The following is a 14257-nucleotide window of genomic DNA, read 5'->3' as shown; positions in this document are numbered from 1 at the left end:
CCCCGGTCGAGCCCCCCTCCCCGCGCCTGTTGTCGGCCTCGGGTCTGCGCCACGCCGGTCGGTGGCTGGCGCCGGTGGAGGCCCTGGAGAAGATGGCGGAGTTGCGGGCCGCCAATCACGGCCGGCTGTCGGACGAGGCGCTGACCGATCTGGGGTGGAGCGCCGATCAGGCGAAACAGCTCATCGCCGCCCTGAAAACCGAACGCGCGCGCCTGCCCGACAAGCCGGGCGCCGCGCCTAAGATCGTCAAGGATTCGCCCTTCGCCGCCCTGGCCGCCCTGACCGAGGCGCCGACGGCCAGACCCAAGCGGCGGCGTCCGCGCCGAAAGGCCGCCTCTTGAGGCCCTGTCCTTTCGTCATCCTCCGGCGAAGCGAAGCGGAGACCGGGGGACCCAGCGGCGCGCGCGAGCGCGAACCTGTCGCGGACAAGGCGCTGTGGACATTATGCGGCGGACACATCGCCTTCGGCGCCGCTGGGTCCCCCGGTCTGCGCCGCAAGCGGCTTGCCGGAGGATGACGAAAGGGATGAAGACCGACGCCTGTCGCATCGACGTCTGGCTGTGGCGGGCGCGCTTCGTGAAGACGCGAGGCCTGGCCGCCGCCCTTGTCGAGCGGGGCGCGGTGCGGCTGACCCATCAGGGGCGCGAGACACGGCTGGACAAGCCCAGCCGCTGCGTCCACCCCGGCGACCTCCTGACCTTCGTCCAGAACGGCGAGGTCACGACCCTGAGGATCGAGGCCCTGGGCGAGCGGCGCGGACCCGCCGAAGAGGCCCGCGCCCTTTACAACCGCCTTACGACTTGATCACGAACTCGCCTTCGATGTGCAGCTTCACCTCGTCGGAGACGGCCGGCAGGGCGTAGTTGATGCCGAAGTCCGAGCGTTTGATGGTGGCCTCGCCGTCGAAGCCGGCCTTATAGGCGCCCATGACGGTTCCGGCCGCATTGAACTCAACCTCGATCGTCACCGGCTTGGTCACGCCGCGCAGGGTCAGGTCGCCGACCACCGTCGCCTCGTTCGGATCGGACGGATCGACCGTCACCGAGCGCGAGACGAAGGTCGCCGTCGGATGGTTGGCGGTGTCGAAGAAGTCGGCCGTTTGAAGATGGGCCTTCAGCCGGTCGTCATTGGGCGCCACGTCGGTCAGCGGGACGGTGGCGGTCAGGGTCGAGGCGGAGGGGTTGGCCGGGTCCAGCTTCAACTCGGCCTTCACGTTCACGAACTGGCCCGTATAGGTCGACAGGCCGAAGTGGCTGACCGACCAGGTGATCTTGCCGTGGCTGGACTCCAGCGCATAGTCGCCGGCGCGGACCTCGGCCGGGTTCTGGGTCAGGGCGGCCTGGGCCACCACCGCCCCACCGGCGGCGAGGCTGAGGGCCAGGGCGCCGGCCACGGCGTATTTGGCGAAGGCGTATTTCATCAGGGGAGCGCGCATGGTCATGTTCCGGTAGGGGTTGATATGTAATCTACACAGTTGCGGTTAAGCCCGGCCTTTGTCAAGCGTTCGGGCTAGGGCCGCGAACGCCTCTCAGATTAAGCCCTGCTGTTGACAGTTGGTTGCGCGGTCGCCATGTCGCAGACCTCCCGCTCGCAATCGTGATCTCTTCGCCGCCCAATGACCTACATCGTCACCGACGCCTGTGTGAAATGTAAGTTCATGGACTGCGTCGAGGTCTGTCCCGTGGACTGTTTCTACGAGGGCGAGAACTTCCTGGTCATCGCCCCGGACGAATGCATCGACTGCGGCGTCTGCGAGCCGGAATGCCCCGTCGACGCCATCGTGCCGGACACCGAGGATGAGCCGGACGGCAAATGGCTTCAGGTCAACGCCGAATACGCCAAGGTCTGGCCCAACATCACCGTCAAGGGCACGCCCCCCGCCGACCGCGAACAGTATGAGCGCGAGACCGGCAAGTTCGAGAAATACTTCAGCCCCAAGCCGGGCAAGGGCTCCTGAGCCGGGGCGGCCGACGCAGGGCCGCGCGTTCAAACCTTCGCGACATTCCGCGTCGGCTGTGTGGACGTTTTGAAATTCCGCAAATTTGTGATAGGTTCTGTTTCATTGGATCGGGCGGTCCGCGAAACCTTCGCGCCGCCCGTGTTTGCGACAGAATCCCGCCCATAGACGGGATCGGCCAGAGGTTTGGTGATCCGTTTCCGCATCTGACGTCCGCATTTCATCGACCGACGGAAGCTTCCGGCGGCGAGACTGCATTGCGTTTGATGCGCCTTCGCTTCGCCCGGCCCTGACCGGGAAAGGACGAATATGACGAGCAAGACTGGTCTGGAGTTCAAGGTTGGCGACGCGGTCGTCTATCCGGCGCACGGCGTCGGCAAGGTGGCGGCCATCGAGACGCAGGAAGTCGCGGGCATGTCGCTGGAAGTCTATGTCGTGACCTTCGACCACGAGAAGATGACCCTGCGCGTCCCGACCAAGAAGGCGGCCACCGCCGGTCTGCGTTCGCTGGCCGCCGACGACGTCGTGACCAAGGCCCTGACCACCCTGAAGGGCCGCGCCCGCATCAAGCGCACCATGTGGTCGCGCCGCGCCCAGGAGTATGAGGCCAAGATCAACTCGGGCGACCTGATCTCCATCGCCGAGGTGGTCCGCGACCTGCACCGCGCCGACACCCAGCCGGAACAGTCCTATTCCGAGCGCCAGCTCTATGAATCGGCTCTGGACCGGATGGCGCGCGAAGTCGCCGCCGCCAACAAGATTGACAAGGACGCCGCCGTCGAGCTGCTGGCCAAGTCGCTCAGCGCCAAAAAGCCGGTCCCGACCGCCGAAGCCGCCTAGAGCCTGATCGGTTGAAGTGGAATCGCTTCGCGATTCCGCTGAAGCCGTGAATCAGGCTCCAGATTAAAGCGAGAGCATGATTCACGCTTCTGTCGGAACCGCGAAGCGGTTCCGTCCGAAACGATCATGCTCTAAGCGTCCGCATCGGAACAATGAAAAGGCCCCGGAGCGATCCGGGGCCTTTTTGTTTTGACCGACGTCAAGGCGGGGCGCGGCCTCATCCGCTCAGATGGCCGGCGACAAGGAGCCGACCATGACCGACGCCACCCCGCTGGGGTTTCACCACATCCGCCTGGAGCTGGCGCGCGAACCCCAGCACCCCGACGGCGATCACGACATCGGCTATGACATACTGGCGCCCCTGACGGCCGAGCGCCGGCTGGACGCCGCCGTCTGGCGCGAGGCGCCGGAGAAATGCCGGGTGCGCCGCTTCTCGCACGGGGCTACCCTGGCCTTCGGACGCCTGCGCCATGCGGCGCCGGACCGCTGGTTCCTCGATTTCGAACCCGGAGAGGCCGACGACGCCCACGGCTTCCGCCTGGCCGACGAAGTGATCCAGACCGGCGAATACCTCAGCCTTTCGACCGGCGACCAGACCCACACCTATGTGGTGGCGCGGGCCGAGCCGGTCTGAGCGTCAGAAATATTCGGCGTTGGCGGGGCACTGGGCGCTGATGCGCCGGGCGGTGATGCTGGCCGGAATATAGGGGGTGCCGCGCAGCAGCTGGGCGCCGCCGCGGAAGCTGAAGCTGGTGTCCTCATAGGTTCCGTTCAGCCGGACCTGAATCCGCCGCCCCTTCTTGTCCTGGCACGTCCCCTCGAACCGGGCGCGGCCGTCGCCGACCACCCGGGTCGGATAGGTGCAGCGCCAGCGGTTGGTCGACAGGCCGCCGAAGAAGCGGTTGATCTCGCTGGGACGGACGCATTTCTGATGGGTCTCGTTCTGGCCCAGGGCGCTGGTGGTGTATTCCCAATAGCCCGGCAGCACTTCCGACTGGGCCGGAGTCTGGGCGGGCGCCATGGCCGGGGCGGCCAGCATCAGGGCGCCGGCGGCGACGGGCGCCAGGGCGGCCAGCAGTTTAAGAGACGGACGGGACATGGCGGCCTTCTGTTCAGCGGAAGTCTTCATGATATGGCGTATAGAGCGCGTCATTTGAATGACGGCTGAACGAGGCTGTTCCCCGCCGTCCAGCCGCAGGCTTGGATTTCGGCCGCCGCCGGCGCGCCTGGCCTCGGCGTTCAAGACTCGGCTTGACGCCCGACCGCCTCTTCCCTTATACGGCCCCCTCTCGCGCGGGCTGGTTCCCGCGCGCAACTGTTTCATGCGTCCGCTCCCACGCTTCGGGCCGGACGCCGCACCTTAAGGATCTGACGATGTCGCGTCGTTGCGAACTCACCGGTATCGGCCCGATGGTCGGCCACAGCGTGAGCCACTCGAACATCAAGACCAAGCGCCGCTTCCTGCCGTCGCTGAAGACGGTCAAGGTCACCTCGGACGCCCTGGGTCAGACCTTCTCGCTGCGTATCTCCAACGCCGCCCTGCGCACCCTGGACTACAAGGGCGGCCTGGACGCCTTCATCGTCAAGGCCCGCGACGAGCAGCTGTCGATCGCCGCCCAGCGCATCAAGCGCCAGGTTCGCGCCAAGCTGGCCGAACAGGCCGCCGCCTAAGTCCGGCGACGCATCATGATCTGGAAAGGGCCGGCGGCGACGCCGGCCTTTTTCTTTGCGCGCCTTCCAAGCCCGGATTAAGCCTGACGGGCAACTGGAGGGGAATCCGCATGACTGTCGCCCGCACCCTGGCCGCCTCGGCCGCCGCCCTTGGTCTTTCGGTTTCGGGCCTGTCGGCTTTGACCGTCGCGCCGTCCATCGCCCAGGCGCAGGAGACGCAGGCGGCGACGCCGGTGCGCGATTCGACCCCCTACACCCTGGCGACCGACCAGCCCCTGACCGTCGAACAGCAGGCCATGCGGTTCGACACGGCCGATCTGTCGATCAAGGTCATTCCCCAGGACAAGGCCATCGACGCCGTCGCCGTTCTGGGCTTCACCGCCAAGGCGCCGCTGGATCGGCTGGTGGTCGATCTGGATACGCTGCTGCCCATCTCTTCGGTCCAGATCGACGGGGTCGAACTGGCCGCAGACCGCTGGTCCAACCCCGAGGGGCGGCTGACGGTCCAACTGCCCCAGACCCTGGCGGCGGGCGGGTCGGTCGTCCTGCGGGTCGCCTATGCCGGACAGCCGCGCGTCGCCCCGCGCGCGCCCTGGGACGGCGGCTTCGTCTGGTCCACGGCCCCTTCGGGCGAGCCCTGGATCGCCACGGCCGTCCAGGGCGAGGGCTGCGACATCTTCTGGCCCTGTATCGACAGCCCGCACGGCGAGCCCGGACGGGTCGATCTGCACATCACCGTCCCGTCCGACCTGTCGGCGCCGTCCAACGGCCGCTTCCTGGGCAAGGTCGATCACGGCGACGGCTGGACCACCTGGAACTGGTCGGCCAAGAGCCCCAACACCTATGCCGTCGCCCTGAACGTCGGCCCCTATGAGGAGGTCAGCGGCCAGTATCAGAGCCGGTTCGGCAATACGATCCCGCTGCACTACTGGCATCTGAAGTCGGACGCGCCCGAGAAGGTCCAGGCCCTGTTCGCCGAATTCCCCCAGATGCTGGACTTCTTCGAAGCCACCGTCGGCCCCTTCCCCTTCGGCGACGAGAAGATGGGCGTGGTCGAGACCCCGCACCTGGGCATGGAGCACCAGACCATCAACGCCTACGGCAACGGCTACAAGATCGACGGTCGCGGCTATGACTGGCTGTTGCAGCACGAGTTCGGCCACGAATGGTTCGGCAACCAGCTGACCAATCAGAACGCCGACGACATGTGGCTGCATGAGGGCTTGGACAGCTATATGCAGCCGCTGTACGCCCGCTGGCTGTTGGGCGACCGCTATATGCAGCGGGAACTGGCCAATCAGCGCGAGGGTCTGGTCAACAAATACCCCGTGGTGTCCGGCACGCCCAAGACCGAGGACGAGGTCTATAAGGGCGACATCGGCCCCGGCGGCGACATCTATTCCAAGGGTTCGCTGATCGCCCATTCGCTGCGGATGCTGATCGGCGACGACGCCTTCCATCGGTCCCTGACGCGGCTGGTCTATGGGACCGACGATCCTCGCCCCGGCGCCTTTACGCCCCTGTACCGTTCGACCCAGGACTATCTGCAGATCGTCAATGCGGTGACGGGCGAAGACTATGGCTGGTTCTTCCGCGGCTATCTGTACAACGCCGCCCTGCCGGTCCTGACCCAGACCCGGCGTGACGGCCGGCTGAGCCTGCAATGGACCACCGGCGACGGCGGCGTCTTCCCCATGCCGGTCGAGGTCGAGATCGACGGCCGCGTTCGGACCGTGGCCATGACGGGCGGCCGGGGCGAGATCGCGGTCCCGGCCGGCGCCCATGTCCTGATCGACCCGCAGAACAAGGTGCTGCGCCAGATGGACGTCATCGACCGGCTTCAGGCCTATAAGGCCGAGCAGAGGGCGGCGGCCAAGCCCTAGAGGCTGATGGCCTCCTAAGCCGCCTCCACCGTCACTGACTGGCGCACCATCCGGCAGCGTTCCTGGGTGGTCAGAAAGGCGATGTCGGCGGCGTCGCGGCCGCAGGCGATCCGCACCAGCCCCTCGACCGGGGCCAGGCCCGTCGGATCGACCAGCCACCAGCCCCCGTCCAGCCAGACCTCGAAGATCGCGTGGAAATCGGGCGGGGTCAGCTGATGGGCGAAGGCGCTGACGGCGCGGGCCGGAATGCCCGAGGCCCGGCAAAAGGTCATGCCCAGATGGGTGAAGTCGCGGCACACGCCCGCCCGATCAATGAAGGTGCGGGCCGCCGTCGTCTCGGTGTCCGAGACCCCGTGCTCATAGTCGATGTTCTCGGCGATCCAGTTCAGAATGGCCAGAACCCGGGCCCCGCCCGCCGTCTCGCCGAACTGGCGCGTTACGAAGCGCCCGAACTGGTCGGAGGGGCAATAGCGGCTGGGCTGAAGATAGGGCAGGACCTCGGCCGGCAGATCGCCCCAGTCGTGCTGCGACACGCTGGGCGGCAGCCCCTTAAGCACCCCATTGTCCACGACCGCCTCATAGACCAGGGCGACCTCGCCTTGGACGTGGCAACGCAGGGTCCGGGCGCCGAAATCGACGTCCTCGTCTTCCTGGAACTGGACCGGCGGAGCGAAGGTCAGTCGCTCCTCCAGAATCTCCTGGCCGGGCCAGTGGGCGACCTGGATCTTGTAGATGGCGTCCGTGGGCGGATCAAAGCTGTAAACGAGCTCGGCGCGAACGCGCAATTTCATGGGGTCTGACCGGTGGAAGGGAATGGGGCTAACGCCATGCGACTGCGGCCGTTCCATGTCCAGCCCCTCCAGACTGTACGCCGCCGTACACGGAAGGCTTAAATAGACAAGCCTCGCCAATGTGTTACGGTGTGAGCCCTATGGACCTCTCCCTATCTGACCTGCCGTCTGCCTCGCAGGTCGGACCTGCGGCCTTCCGCTGGGAGCGAACCCGCCGCAACGGGAAGACGAAATCATGACGGACTACGACGTCCGCGCCCAGATCGCCCTGAACGACTGCGACCGGGAGCCGATCCACATCCCCCAGGCGATTCAGGGCCACGGCCTGCTGCTGGTGCTGAACCTGGACGCCCTGACCCTGGAACAGGGGGCCGGGGCGATCGAGGATCTGACCGGCCAGACCCGCTGGATCGGCCTGCCGATCGCCGACCTGCTGGGCGATGTGGTGGGGCGGCGTCTGCGCGACATGGCGGCCATCCGAGAGGCGGGCTTCGCCGGCCGTTGGCGGGCGACCAACCGGCTGGAATACGACGTCGTCGTCTATTATGCGCCCGCCGCAAAGGCGGCCGGGACGGAGGCCGCCTCCGCCCTTCGAATGGTGGTCGAGGTCGAGCAGAGCTCGCAACAGGCCCGGCTGGGCGTCGAACTGATCACCCGGCTCGATACGGCCGGCGCGGCTCTCGAACGCAGCGCCACGGTCCAAGGCGTCTGCGAACGCGCCGCCGACGCCTTCCGAAGTCTGACCGGCTTCGAGCGGGTCATGATCTATCGCTTCCTGGATGACGAGGCGGGCCAGGTGGTGGCGGAATCGCGCGCGGGCGATGCGACCTCCTTTTTGAACCACCATTTCCCGGCGACCGACATTCCCCGCCAGGCGCGGGCCCTTTATCTGCGCAATCCGGTGCGGGTCATTCCCGACACCCGCTATACGCCCCAGCCGCTGCGGCCGCTGCATCCGGGCGAGCCCCCCTTGGACATGAGCGACAGCGGCCTGCGGTCCGTGTCGCCGATCCACATCCAGTATCTGCACAATATGGGGGTGCGGGCCTCGGCCTCGGTCTCCATCATCGTCGATGATGTTCTGTGGGGTCTCGTGGCCTGCCACAGCAGCACGCCGCTGCTGCTGTCCTATGAACTGCGCGTGGCCTGCACCACCCTGGCCCGCACCCTGGCGCGCCAGCTGAAGACCAAGGCGGACGCCGAACTGTATCGCGAGCGGGTTCGGCTGCGTCGGCTGGAGGACGAGCTGATCATCGGCCTGTCGCGCGACCGCGACCTGGCCTCGGGCCTGGCCGACCAGGCCGGCGCCCTGAAGGATCTGGTCGGCGCCGACGGCGTGGCGATCGTCCAGGGCGACCGGATCGAGGCGTTCGGCCATGTCCCGCCGCCGGAGGCCCAGCGTCAGATCGCGGACTGGCTGGAGGCCCAGCCGGGGCTTCGTCCGGTCGCCACCAACGCCCTGTCCACCCTCCTGCCCGAGGCCGAGGCCTGGCGGACCCACGCCAGCGGCCTTCTGGCCGTGCGCCTGCCGGGGCCGCAGCCGCTCAGCCTGCTATGGTTCCGCGCCGAGATTCTGGAGACGGTGCGCTGGGCCGGCGATCCCTCGACCGCCGTCAAATCGACGGACGGGGGCGGCGCCCTGACGCCCCGCGCCTCCTTCGCCGAATGGCGCGAGACCGTGTCGGGCCGCGCCCGCCGCTGGGGCGCCGCCGCCGTCGAATCCGCCGCCCGCCTGCGCGACGCCCTGTCGGACTTCACCTCCGTCACCCAGCTTCGCAGCCTGAACCAGTCGCTTCAGGCCCGCCTGTCCGAGCGCGACCTGCGGCTGGAGCAGCAGGAGTTCCTGATGCGCGAGGTCAATCACCGGGTCCAGAACAGCCTGACCCTGGTGTCCAGCTTCCTGGGGCTTCAGGCCCGCGACCTGGGCGACGGCCCGGCCAAGGTGGCCTTGCAGGAGGCGCGGCGCCGCGTGCGGGCGGTCTCGACCGTCCACACCCGCCTCTATCGCGGGGATCATGACGCGGCCATCGACCTGTCGCGCTATATCGGCGAACTGGTCGAGGATCTGGGCTCAAGCATGGGGCCGGAATGGGTCTCGGCGATCGAGACCGATCTGGCGCCGGTCTGCGTCGGGGCCGACCGGGCGGTGACCATCGGCCTGATCCTGACCGAACTGATCATCAATGCTCAGAAATACGCCTATGACGGGGCGCCGGGTCCGCTGCGCATCGGCCTGACCGAGGCGGACGACAGCCTGCGTCTGGTGGTGTCCGACGACGGCAAGGGCGGCCACAAGGCCGGCAAGGGCTTCGGTTCGATGATGATCGGCAGTCTGGTGGCCCAGCTTGGCGGTCAGATCGACTATCGCGATCAGAAGCCGGGACTGGAGGTCGCCCTGCGCACGCGCATCGAGGCGCCGGCCTGAAGCCAGGCCCTGCGGCGGACGCCGCGTCAAACAAGCTTCGCGGCGAAGGCCGCAGTCAACAGGAAAAACGGGCGCGGAGATCATCTCCGCGCCCGTTTCCATTCTTCGACTTAAAGCAGCTTCAGGTCGATGGCCGAGGTCTTGCCGCGCTGATTTTCCAGCTCGTATTCGACCTTGGCGTTTTCATCGAGGCCCTGAAGGCCGGCCTTCTGAACGGCGGTGACGTGAACGAACACGTCAGAGCCGCCGCTGTCGGGCTGGATGAAACCATAGCCCTTGGTGGGGTTGAACCACTTGACCGTACCGGTCGCCATGTCTGCGTCTCCGTAAACGCGCTTTTCCAGGCGGATCTCCCTCGGGAGGACCCGACAATCCATCTGGACAGCTCGTTCAGGCGAAGGAGCGAGACGCGGGTGTGGACCCCACGCAAAATCCGGACTGCGCCTCTGTTGTCACCCGGCTTTTCCAGACGGTCAACAGCAAAGCGGCGGGCCTTTTCGCCTATCGCGCTTAACGGCAGACGCCCCGGTCGGCGGCGTCGAGGTGCAGATGGTTCTCGTGGGCGGCGTTATAGTCGGGCGTCAGGACCGTGGCGAACAGGCCGCAGGCGCCGTCACGCAGGGCGTGCAGGAAGCGAGACCCCGCCGGTCCCGCCCGCCCCTCGCCGCGCCAGTCGTCCAGCACGGTCACGGTGCGCCCGTCCGCCAGGGTCACGCCCGCGACGTCCAGGGCGTTGGCGCGGGCGTGTTCGCTGGGCCGTTCGCTGACGTCCTGAGAGCCGTAGATGCGGCGGCAGGAATAGGTCCCATAGTTTTCGACCCGGGCCGGGGCCGAGCCCAGGATGTCGCGGGCGGCGGGCTGCAGCACCTGACGGTCCCAGATGACGTAGCGCACGGCCAGGGGGCACTGCATCACCACATCGGCCGGGGCCAGGGGCGTCACCGCGCCCCCGGTGATCCGAACGGCGCCGCGCACGACGCAGAAGCCGCCGTCGTCGCGATCGGCGGCCCGTTCGACCTCGACCCCCGCCTCGCGCAGCACCTGCATACAGGCCTCGGTCGCGCCCTGAACCTCTTCAGGCGCAGCGGTGGGGGAAAGGTCGAAGTCCGCCACCTTGGCCGCCGTCGCCCGCCCGACCGGCTGGTTCAAGTCCAGCGGTTTCCAGGGCAGGTCCTGCGGCGGCGCATAGGCGTTCAGCAGGGCGAAGGCGGCGCAGGCCAACAGCCCGACCTCCCACATCAGATTCCAGAAATCGGCGAAGTCGCGCTTCATACGGCCCCAGCATGGACCGCCAACGGCCCCGCTGGCAAACGCGAGCGGCGCGCGCGCGTTCAATCCCGGCGGTTCTCCAGGCTCAGGCGGCGACCGGGGTCAGGTTCAGGGGTTTGACGCGCGGCAGGATGATGCGCCTCGCCTGGGCCTTCTCGAGACGCGCCAGGGGGACGTGTTTCACATGGCCGTCGGCGGGTCGGAAATCGATCCGGCACCCGGCCGGACCGCTCTGCTGGGGCGGGGCGACCCGAACCCCCAACCGGTCCAGAAAGTCATAGGCGAAGGCCAGATTGTCCTCGCCGATGGAGTTGACGAACCGGCCCGGGCTGGCCCCGCCGAACAGCTGGGCCTCCAGCCGGCTCTGCCGCGCGCCGGCCTGCAACAGACCCTCGATCAATCGGGGCATCAGATCATCGCCGTAACGCGCCGGGTCGCCCGAAGACCCAAGCCGACGCTGGGGCAGGACGAAATGGTTCATTCCCCCGACGCGCGCCACTGGATCATGGATGCAGGCGGCCACGCAGGAGCCCAAAACCGTGGTCAGGACCAGATCGGGCTCGTCGGACACCCCGTATTCGCCCTGGCCAAGCGACAGGCGGCGACCGCCGCCCGACGGGTCCCTGTTCAACTCCGAAAGATTGCCGATCAACATAGGCGGACCCGGTTTCGTTAAGTCGCGACTATGAAAGGTCAGGGTGTAGAAAGCGTATAGAAGACGCCGGTACGAACCCTTAGGTCCAGGTCAAATCGTTGCAGTCACAAGCAAAAATTGCGTCTCGCGGGACTTATAGGGGACGCCGCCCTAGGTATTGATCCGTAAATGCGCCGCCGCCCCAAGGCTCCGCTTGTCCCCGGACGCCCGACCCTGCACCATGGCGCCATGGGAAAGAAGACCGACGCCTATGACGCCGAGCTGGAACGGCTCCAGCTCGCCGTTGTGAAGACCCAGGCCTGGACGATCGAACACGGGCTGCGCGTGGTGATCGTGCTGGAGGGGCGCGACACGGCGGGCAAGGACGGCGCCATCAAACGGCTGACCGAACATATGTCGCCGCGCCAGACCCGTGTGGTCGCCCTGCCCAAGCCCAGCGATCGCGAAACCACCCAGTGGTATTTCCAGCGCTATGTCCCGCACCTGCCGGCGGCGGGCGAGACCGTCATCTTCAACCGCTCCTGGTACAATCGCGCCGGGGTGGAGCCGGTCATGGGCTATTGCACCCCGGAACAATACGCCCAGTTCCTGACCGACGCCCCCCGGTTCGAGCGGATGCTGACCGAGGACGGGATCATTCTGATCAAGATCTGGCTGGACATTTCGCGCAAGGAGCAGGCTCAGCGGCTGAAGGAGCGCCGGGTCGATCCGCTGAAACAGTTCAAACTGTCGTCCCTGGACGCCGAGGCCGAGGCCCGGTTCGACGCCTATTCCGCCGCCCGCGACCGGATGCTGGACGAGACCGACCGCGCCTACGCCCCCTGGACCGTCATCGCCACCGACGACAAGAAGACCGCCCGGCTGAACCTGATCCGGCACATATTGAAGGTGCTGGACCATTGCGGCGAGGAGATCGCCGCACCGGACGACGAAGTGGTCTTGACCGCCGCCGAAGCCAAGGGCCGGCTGGCGCGCTAAAAGAGGTCAGGCTTCGCCGGCGATCTGGCGCAGGGCCTGTTCGAACACCTCGGCGGGCTGGCCGCCGCTGATCATATATTTGTTCTCGACCACCACGGCCGGGACCGAGTTGATCCCCCGCGACCGCCACAGATCCTCCTCGGCGCGCACCGCCTGGGCGTAGCGGCCCGAGGCCAGGACCTCGCCCGCCTCGGCCCGGTCGAGCCCTGCCGCCTCGGCGGCGGCCGTCAGAACCCCGGCGTCGGTCAGGTTGCGGTTTTCGGTGAAATGGGCGGTAAACAGCGCCTGTTTCAGCGCCTTCTGCTTTTCAGGCGCGGTCTCGTGGGCCCAGTACAACAGGCGGTGGGCGTCGAAGGTGTTCCAGATGCGGCTCTCATCGGTCATCCGCATGTCGAAGCCGACCTCCCCTGCCCGCTCGCGGATCATGGCGCGGTTGGCGGCCGACTGTTCCGGGCTCGCCCCGTATTTGCGGCCGATGTGTTCGACGATGTTCTCGCCCTCCGGCGCCATCTGCGGGTTCAGCTCGAACGGATGGAAGGTGATGTCGGCCTGGACGCCTTCATCCTTCAGCCGGTCCAGCGCCGCCTCCAGGCCGCCCAGCCCCACCACGCACCAGGGGCAGACCACGTCGGAGACGAAGTCGATCTTCAGGGTCTTGGAAGCGGTTTGGGACATGGCGCCTTCTGAAACAGCCTTGGTTTCGGATCATATGGGAGGGCCGCAGCGCGGGCGCCAGTGAGCCGGAGGTGAGCGGCGCGGCTCGGCCGCCGCGGACCACGCGCACCGCTTGCTCACCCGCACCCGCGCGCTTCACTCACCCCAGCTTCAGGTCGCGCGGCGGACGGATCCGCCGCCAGCGGGCCTCGACGAAGGCGAAGGCGCCGAAGGCCATCAGCCCCGCCGCCGTCAGACCCAGGATCCACGACCCGCCGGGTTGGCTTTCCAGCGTCTCCAGGGCGGCGGCCGTATTGGTGACCTCGCCCGATCGGGTGTGCAGACCAGCCAGGACGACGAAGACCCCCAGCGGCAGATAGGCGAAGCCCCGCGCCCCATAGCCGATCCGCGCCAGGATCGAGACCGGGCGACGCAGGCTGTCGGGACAGGCCAGGGCGGCGTCGAAGTCGTCGCGGAAGGCCCGGACGATGTTGCCGATCCCAACGCCCAGCACCACCAGCCCCGCCGCCGTCAGCAGCAGGTCGCCGAACGGCAGGCCCAGAACCATGGCCGCCTTCTCCTGGTTTTCGGCGATGCTTTCGGCCTGATCCGCCGCCTGACTGGTCGCGCCGCCCGCCTCATCCAGATATTCGAACACCCCCGCCGCCAGAAGGCCGTAGAACAGGCCGCTGGCCGCCTGGCCCGCCCGCGTCGCCCAGCCCTTCAGATCGCGCCCCGCATGGTCCGCGTCGAACACGGCCTGCAGGACGCGCCAGCCGACGAAGGCCCACAATCCCAGGCCCAGGGCCACCAGCCAGACCCGACCGAAGGGCTGTTCCGCCAGCCACCCCGCCGCCCCGCCCGTGCCGACCGCATCGCCGATCCGGTCCAGGGCCGCCAGCAGGGTCAGGGCGCCGGCCGACAGATAGACGAAGCCCCGCGCCCCATAGCCGATCCGCGCCGCCTGCTCGACCAGGACATGAAGCGGCGGCGTTCGGCGCGCGACCGGAATCCGATCACGCACGGTTCGGCCCAGGGCGGCGGCGGCGTGACGAAGGCGGGCGACGGCCATGCGGGCTCCTGAAGAGGCGGAGCCGTTCAACGTGCCCGGCCGCCTATGGCTCCCGCCCCGCC

16 protein-coding genes and 1 pseudogene are annotated in these 14257 nt (G+C 67.6%); 9 read left to right on the top strand and 8 right to left on the bottom strand.

The features are described 5' to 3' along the window. A pseudogene (locus AC07XS_RS12050) lies at window positions 1-341 on the top strand (helicase-related protein); the annotation flags it as partial. 184 nt (window positions 342-525) lie between these two features. Further along, a complete protein-coding gene (locus AC07XS_RS12045; protein WP_152949520.1) occupies window positions 526-804 on the top strand; it encodes an RNA-binding S4 domain-containing protein in 279 nt (92 codons plus the stop codon). Here the strand turns inward: AC07XS_RS12045 and AC07XS_RS12040 are convergent. Then, a complete protein-coding gene (locus AC07XS_RS12040; protein ID WP_224761248.1) occupies window positions 794-1435 on the bottom strand; it encodes a YceI family protein in 642 nt (213 codons plus the stop codon). The two genes, AC07XS_RS12045 and AC07XS_RS12040, sit on opposite strands and share 11 nt — an antisense overlap. A gap of 180 nt (window positions 1436-1615) precedes the next feature. Between AC07XS_RS12040 and fdxA the strand changes: the two genes are divergently transcribed. From fdxA to AC07XS_RS12025, 3 genes are all read left to right on the top strand, one after another. Next, a complete protein-coding gene (gene fdxA / locus AC07XS_RS12035; protein WP_054764750.1) occupies window positions 1616-1957 on the top strand; it encodes a ferredoxin FdxA in 342 nt (113 codons plus the stop codon). A 309-nt stretch (window positions 1958-2266) separates the two neighbouring features. After that, window positions 2267-2797: a CarD family transcriptional regulator gene (locus AC07XS_RS12030; protein ID WP_054764749.1), complete on the top strand. Its 531-nt coding sequence runs from the start codon at window positions 2267-2269 to the stop codon at window positions 2795-2797. Window positions 2798-3050: 253 nt separating this feature from the next. Then, the gene (locus AC07XS_RS12025) at window positions 3051-3431 is read left to right on the top strand and encodes a hypothetical protein (protein ID WP_321208094.1); all 381 of its coding nucleotides are present in this window, start codon (window positions 3051-3053) and stop codon (window positions 3429-3431) included. A gap of 3 nt (window positions 3432-3434) precedes the next feature. Here the strand turns inward: AC07XS_RS12025 and AC07XS_RS12020 are convergent, their stop codons facing one another. Then, on the bottom strand, window positions 3435-3896 hold the full coding sequence (locus AC07XS_RS12020; protein ID WP_228185138.1) for a DUF3617 domain-containing protein: 462 nt from the start codon (window positions 3894-3896) through the stop codon (window positions 3435-3437). A 275-nt stretch (window positions 3897-4171) separates the two neighbouring features. On the opposite strand from AC07XS_RS12020, the gene rpmB reads away from it, so the two are divergent. Together rpmB and AC07XS_RS12010 are read left to right on the top strand one after the other, a co-directional pair. Further along, complete coding sequence (gene rpmB / locus AC07XS_RS12015) at window positions 4172-4468, top strand: 50S ribosomal protein L28 (RefSeq protein ID WP_054764747.1); 297 nt, start codon at window positions 4172-4174, stop codon at window positions 4466-4468. A gap of 110 nt (window positions 4469-4578) precedes the next feature. Next, complete coding sequence (locus AC07XS_RS12010; protein WP_182714554.1) at window positions 4579-6351, top strand: M1 family metallopeptidase; 1773 nt, start codon at window positions 4579-4581, stop codon at window positions 6349-6351. Between the two features lie 14 nt (window positions 6352-6365). Here the strand turns inward: AC07XS_RS12010 and AC07XS_RS12005 are convergent, their stop codons facing one another. Continuing rightward, on the bottom strand, window positions 6366-7142 hold the full coding sequence (locus AC07XS_RS12005; RefSeq protein WP_182714555.1) for a transglutaminase-like domain-containing protein: 777 nt from the start codon (window positions 7140-7142) through the stop codon (window positions 6366-6368). 235 nt (window positions 7143-7377) lie between these two features. Here AC07XS_RS12005 and AC07XS_RS12000 point away from each other — a divergent pair, with 235 nt between their 5' ends. Further along, the gene (locus AC07XS_RS12000; RefSeq protein ID WP_182714556.1) at window positions 7378-9567 is read left to right on the top strand and encodes a histidine kinase dimerization/phosphoacceptor domain -containing protein; all 2190 of its coding nucleotides are present in this window, start codon (window positions 7378-7380) and stop codon (window positions 9565-9567) included. A 110-nt stretch (window positions 9568-9677) separates the two neighbouring features. On the opposite strand, the gene AC07XS_RS11995 is transcribed toward AC07XS_RS12000, so the two are convergent. The 3 genes from AC07XS_RS11995 to AC07XS_RS11985 all read right to left on the bottom strand — a co-directional run bounded on the left by AC07XS_RS11995 (window position 9678) and on the right by AC07XS_RS11985 (window position 11491). After that, window positions 9678-9881, bottom strand: a complete 204-nt coding sequence (locus AC07XS_RS11995) for a cold-shock protein (RefSeq protein WP_008264090.1) — start codon at window positions 9879-9881, stop codon at window positions 9678-9680. A 196-nt stretch (window positions 9882-10077) separates the two neighbouring features. Continuing rightward, window positions 10078-10839, bottom strand: a complete 762-nt coding sequence (locus tag AC07XS_RS11990; RefSeq protein ID WP_054764743.1) for an extensin-like domain-containing protein — start codon at window positions 10837-10839, stop codon at window positions 10078-10080. An 82-nt stretch (window positions 10840-10921) separates the two neighbouring features. Then, window positions 10922-11491 (bottom strand): chemotaxis protein CheD, encoded by a 570-nt coding sequence (locus tag AC07XS_RS11985; protein WP_182714557.1) that lies wholly within the window; start codon window positions 11489-11491, stop codon window positions 10922-10924. Window positions 11492-11719: 228 nt separating this feature from the next. On the opposite strand from AC07XS_RS11985, the gene ppk2 reads away from it, so the two are divergent. Beyond that, entirely contained in the window at window positions 11720-12469 is a 750-nt protein-coding gene (gene ppk2 / locus AC07XS_RS11980) for a polyphosphate kinase 2 (RefSeq protein WP_182714573.1), read from the top strand. Between the two features lie 6 nt (window positions 12470-12475). Here the strand turns inward: ppk2 and AC07XS_RS11975 are convergent, their stop codons facing one another. Together AC07XS_RS11975 and AC07XS_RS11970 are read right to left on the bottom strand one after the other, a co-directional pair. Continuing rightward, on the bottom strand, window positions 12476-13144 hold the full coding sequence (locus AC07XS_RS11975) for a DsbA family oxidoreductase (RefSeq protein WP_182714558.1): 669 nt from the start codon (window positions 13142-13144) through the stop codon (window positions 12476-12478). Window positions 13145-13283: 139 nt separating this feature from the next. Next, window positions 13284-14195, bottom strand: a complete 912-nt coding sequence (locus AC07XS_RS11970; RefSeq protein WP_182714559.1) for a DUF1206 domain-containing protein — start codon at window positions 14193-14195, stop codon at window positions 13284-13286. Window positions 14196-14257: the final 62 nt, after the last annotated feature.

Source organism: Brevundimonas sp. GW456-12-10-14-LB3 (assembly GCF_059424365.1).
This window is presented reverse-complemented; position numbering and strand designations above follow the sequence as displayed.

Excerpts from the sequence above, each read along its gene's own strand:
- AC07XS_RS11985 (WP_182714557.1), bottom strand. The coding sequence starts at position 11,491 with ATGTTGATCGGCAATCTTTCGGAGTTGAACAGGGACCCGTCGGGCGGC.
- ppk2 (WP_182714573.1), top strand. The coding sequence starts at position 11,720 with ATGGGAAAGAAGACCGACGCCTATGACGCCGAGCTGGAACGGCTCCAG.
- AC07XS_RS12040 (WP_224761248.1), bottom strand. The coding sequence starts at position 1,435 with ATGCGCGCTCCCCTGATGAAATACGCCTTCGCCAAATACGCCGTGGCC.
- AC07XS_RS12005 (WP_182714555.1), bottom strand. The coding sequence starts at position 7,142 with ATGAAATTGCGCGTTCGCGCCGAGCTCGTTTACAGCTTTGATCCGCCC.
- AC07XS_RS11995 (WP_008264090.1), bottom strand. The coding sequence starts at position 9,881 with ATGGCGACCGGTACGGTCAAGTGGTTCAACCCCACCAAGGGCTATGGT.
- fdxA (WP_054764750.1), top strand. The coding sequence starts at position 1,616 with ATGACCTACATCGTCACCGACGCCTGTGTGAAATGTAAGTTCATGGAC.
- AC07XS_RS11990 (WP_054764743.1), bottom strand. The coding sequence starts at position 10,839 with ATGAAGCGCGACTTCGCCGATTTCTGGAATCTGATGTGGGAGGTCGGG.
- AC07XS_RS12045 (WP_152949520.1), top strand. The coding sequence starts at position 526 with ATGAAGACCGACGCCTGTCGCATCGACGTCTGGCTGTGGCGGGCGCGC.
- AC07XS_RS12000 (WP_182714556.1), top strand. The coding sequence starts at position 7,378 with ATGACGGACTACGACGTCCGCGCCCAGATCGCCCTGAACGACTGCGAC.
- rpmB (WP_054764747.1), top strand. The coding sequence starts at position 4,172 with ATGTCGCGTCGTTGCGAACTCACCGGTATCGGCCCGATGGTCGGCCAC.
- AC07XS_RS12020 (WP_228185138.1), bottom strand. The coding sequence starts at position 3,896 with ATGTCCCGTCCGTCTCTTAAACTGCTGGCCGCCCTGGCGCCCGTCGCC.
- AC07XS_RS12010 (WP_182714554.1), top strand. The coding sequence starts at position 4,579 with ATGACTGTCGCCCGCACCCTGGCCGCCTCGGCCGCCGCCCTTGGTCTT.
- AC07XS_RS12030 (WP_054764749.1), top strand. The coding sequence starts at position 2,267 with ATGACGAGCAAGACTGGTCTGGAGTTCAAGGTTGGCGACGCGGTCGTC.
- AC07XS_RS11970 (WP_182714559.1), bottom strand. The coding sequence starts at position 14,195 with ATGGCCGTCGCCCGCCTTCGTCACGCCGCCGCCGCCCTGGGCCGAACC.
- AC07XS_RS12025 (WP_321208094.1), top strand. The coding sequence starts at position 3,051 with ATGACCGACGCCACCCCGCTGGGGTTTCACCACATCCGCCTGGAGCTG.
- AC07XS_RS11975 (WP_182714558.1), bottom strand. The coding sequence starts at position 13,144 with ATGTCCCAAACCGCTTCCAAGACCCTGAAGATCGACTTCGTCTCCGAC.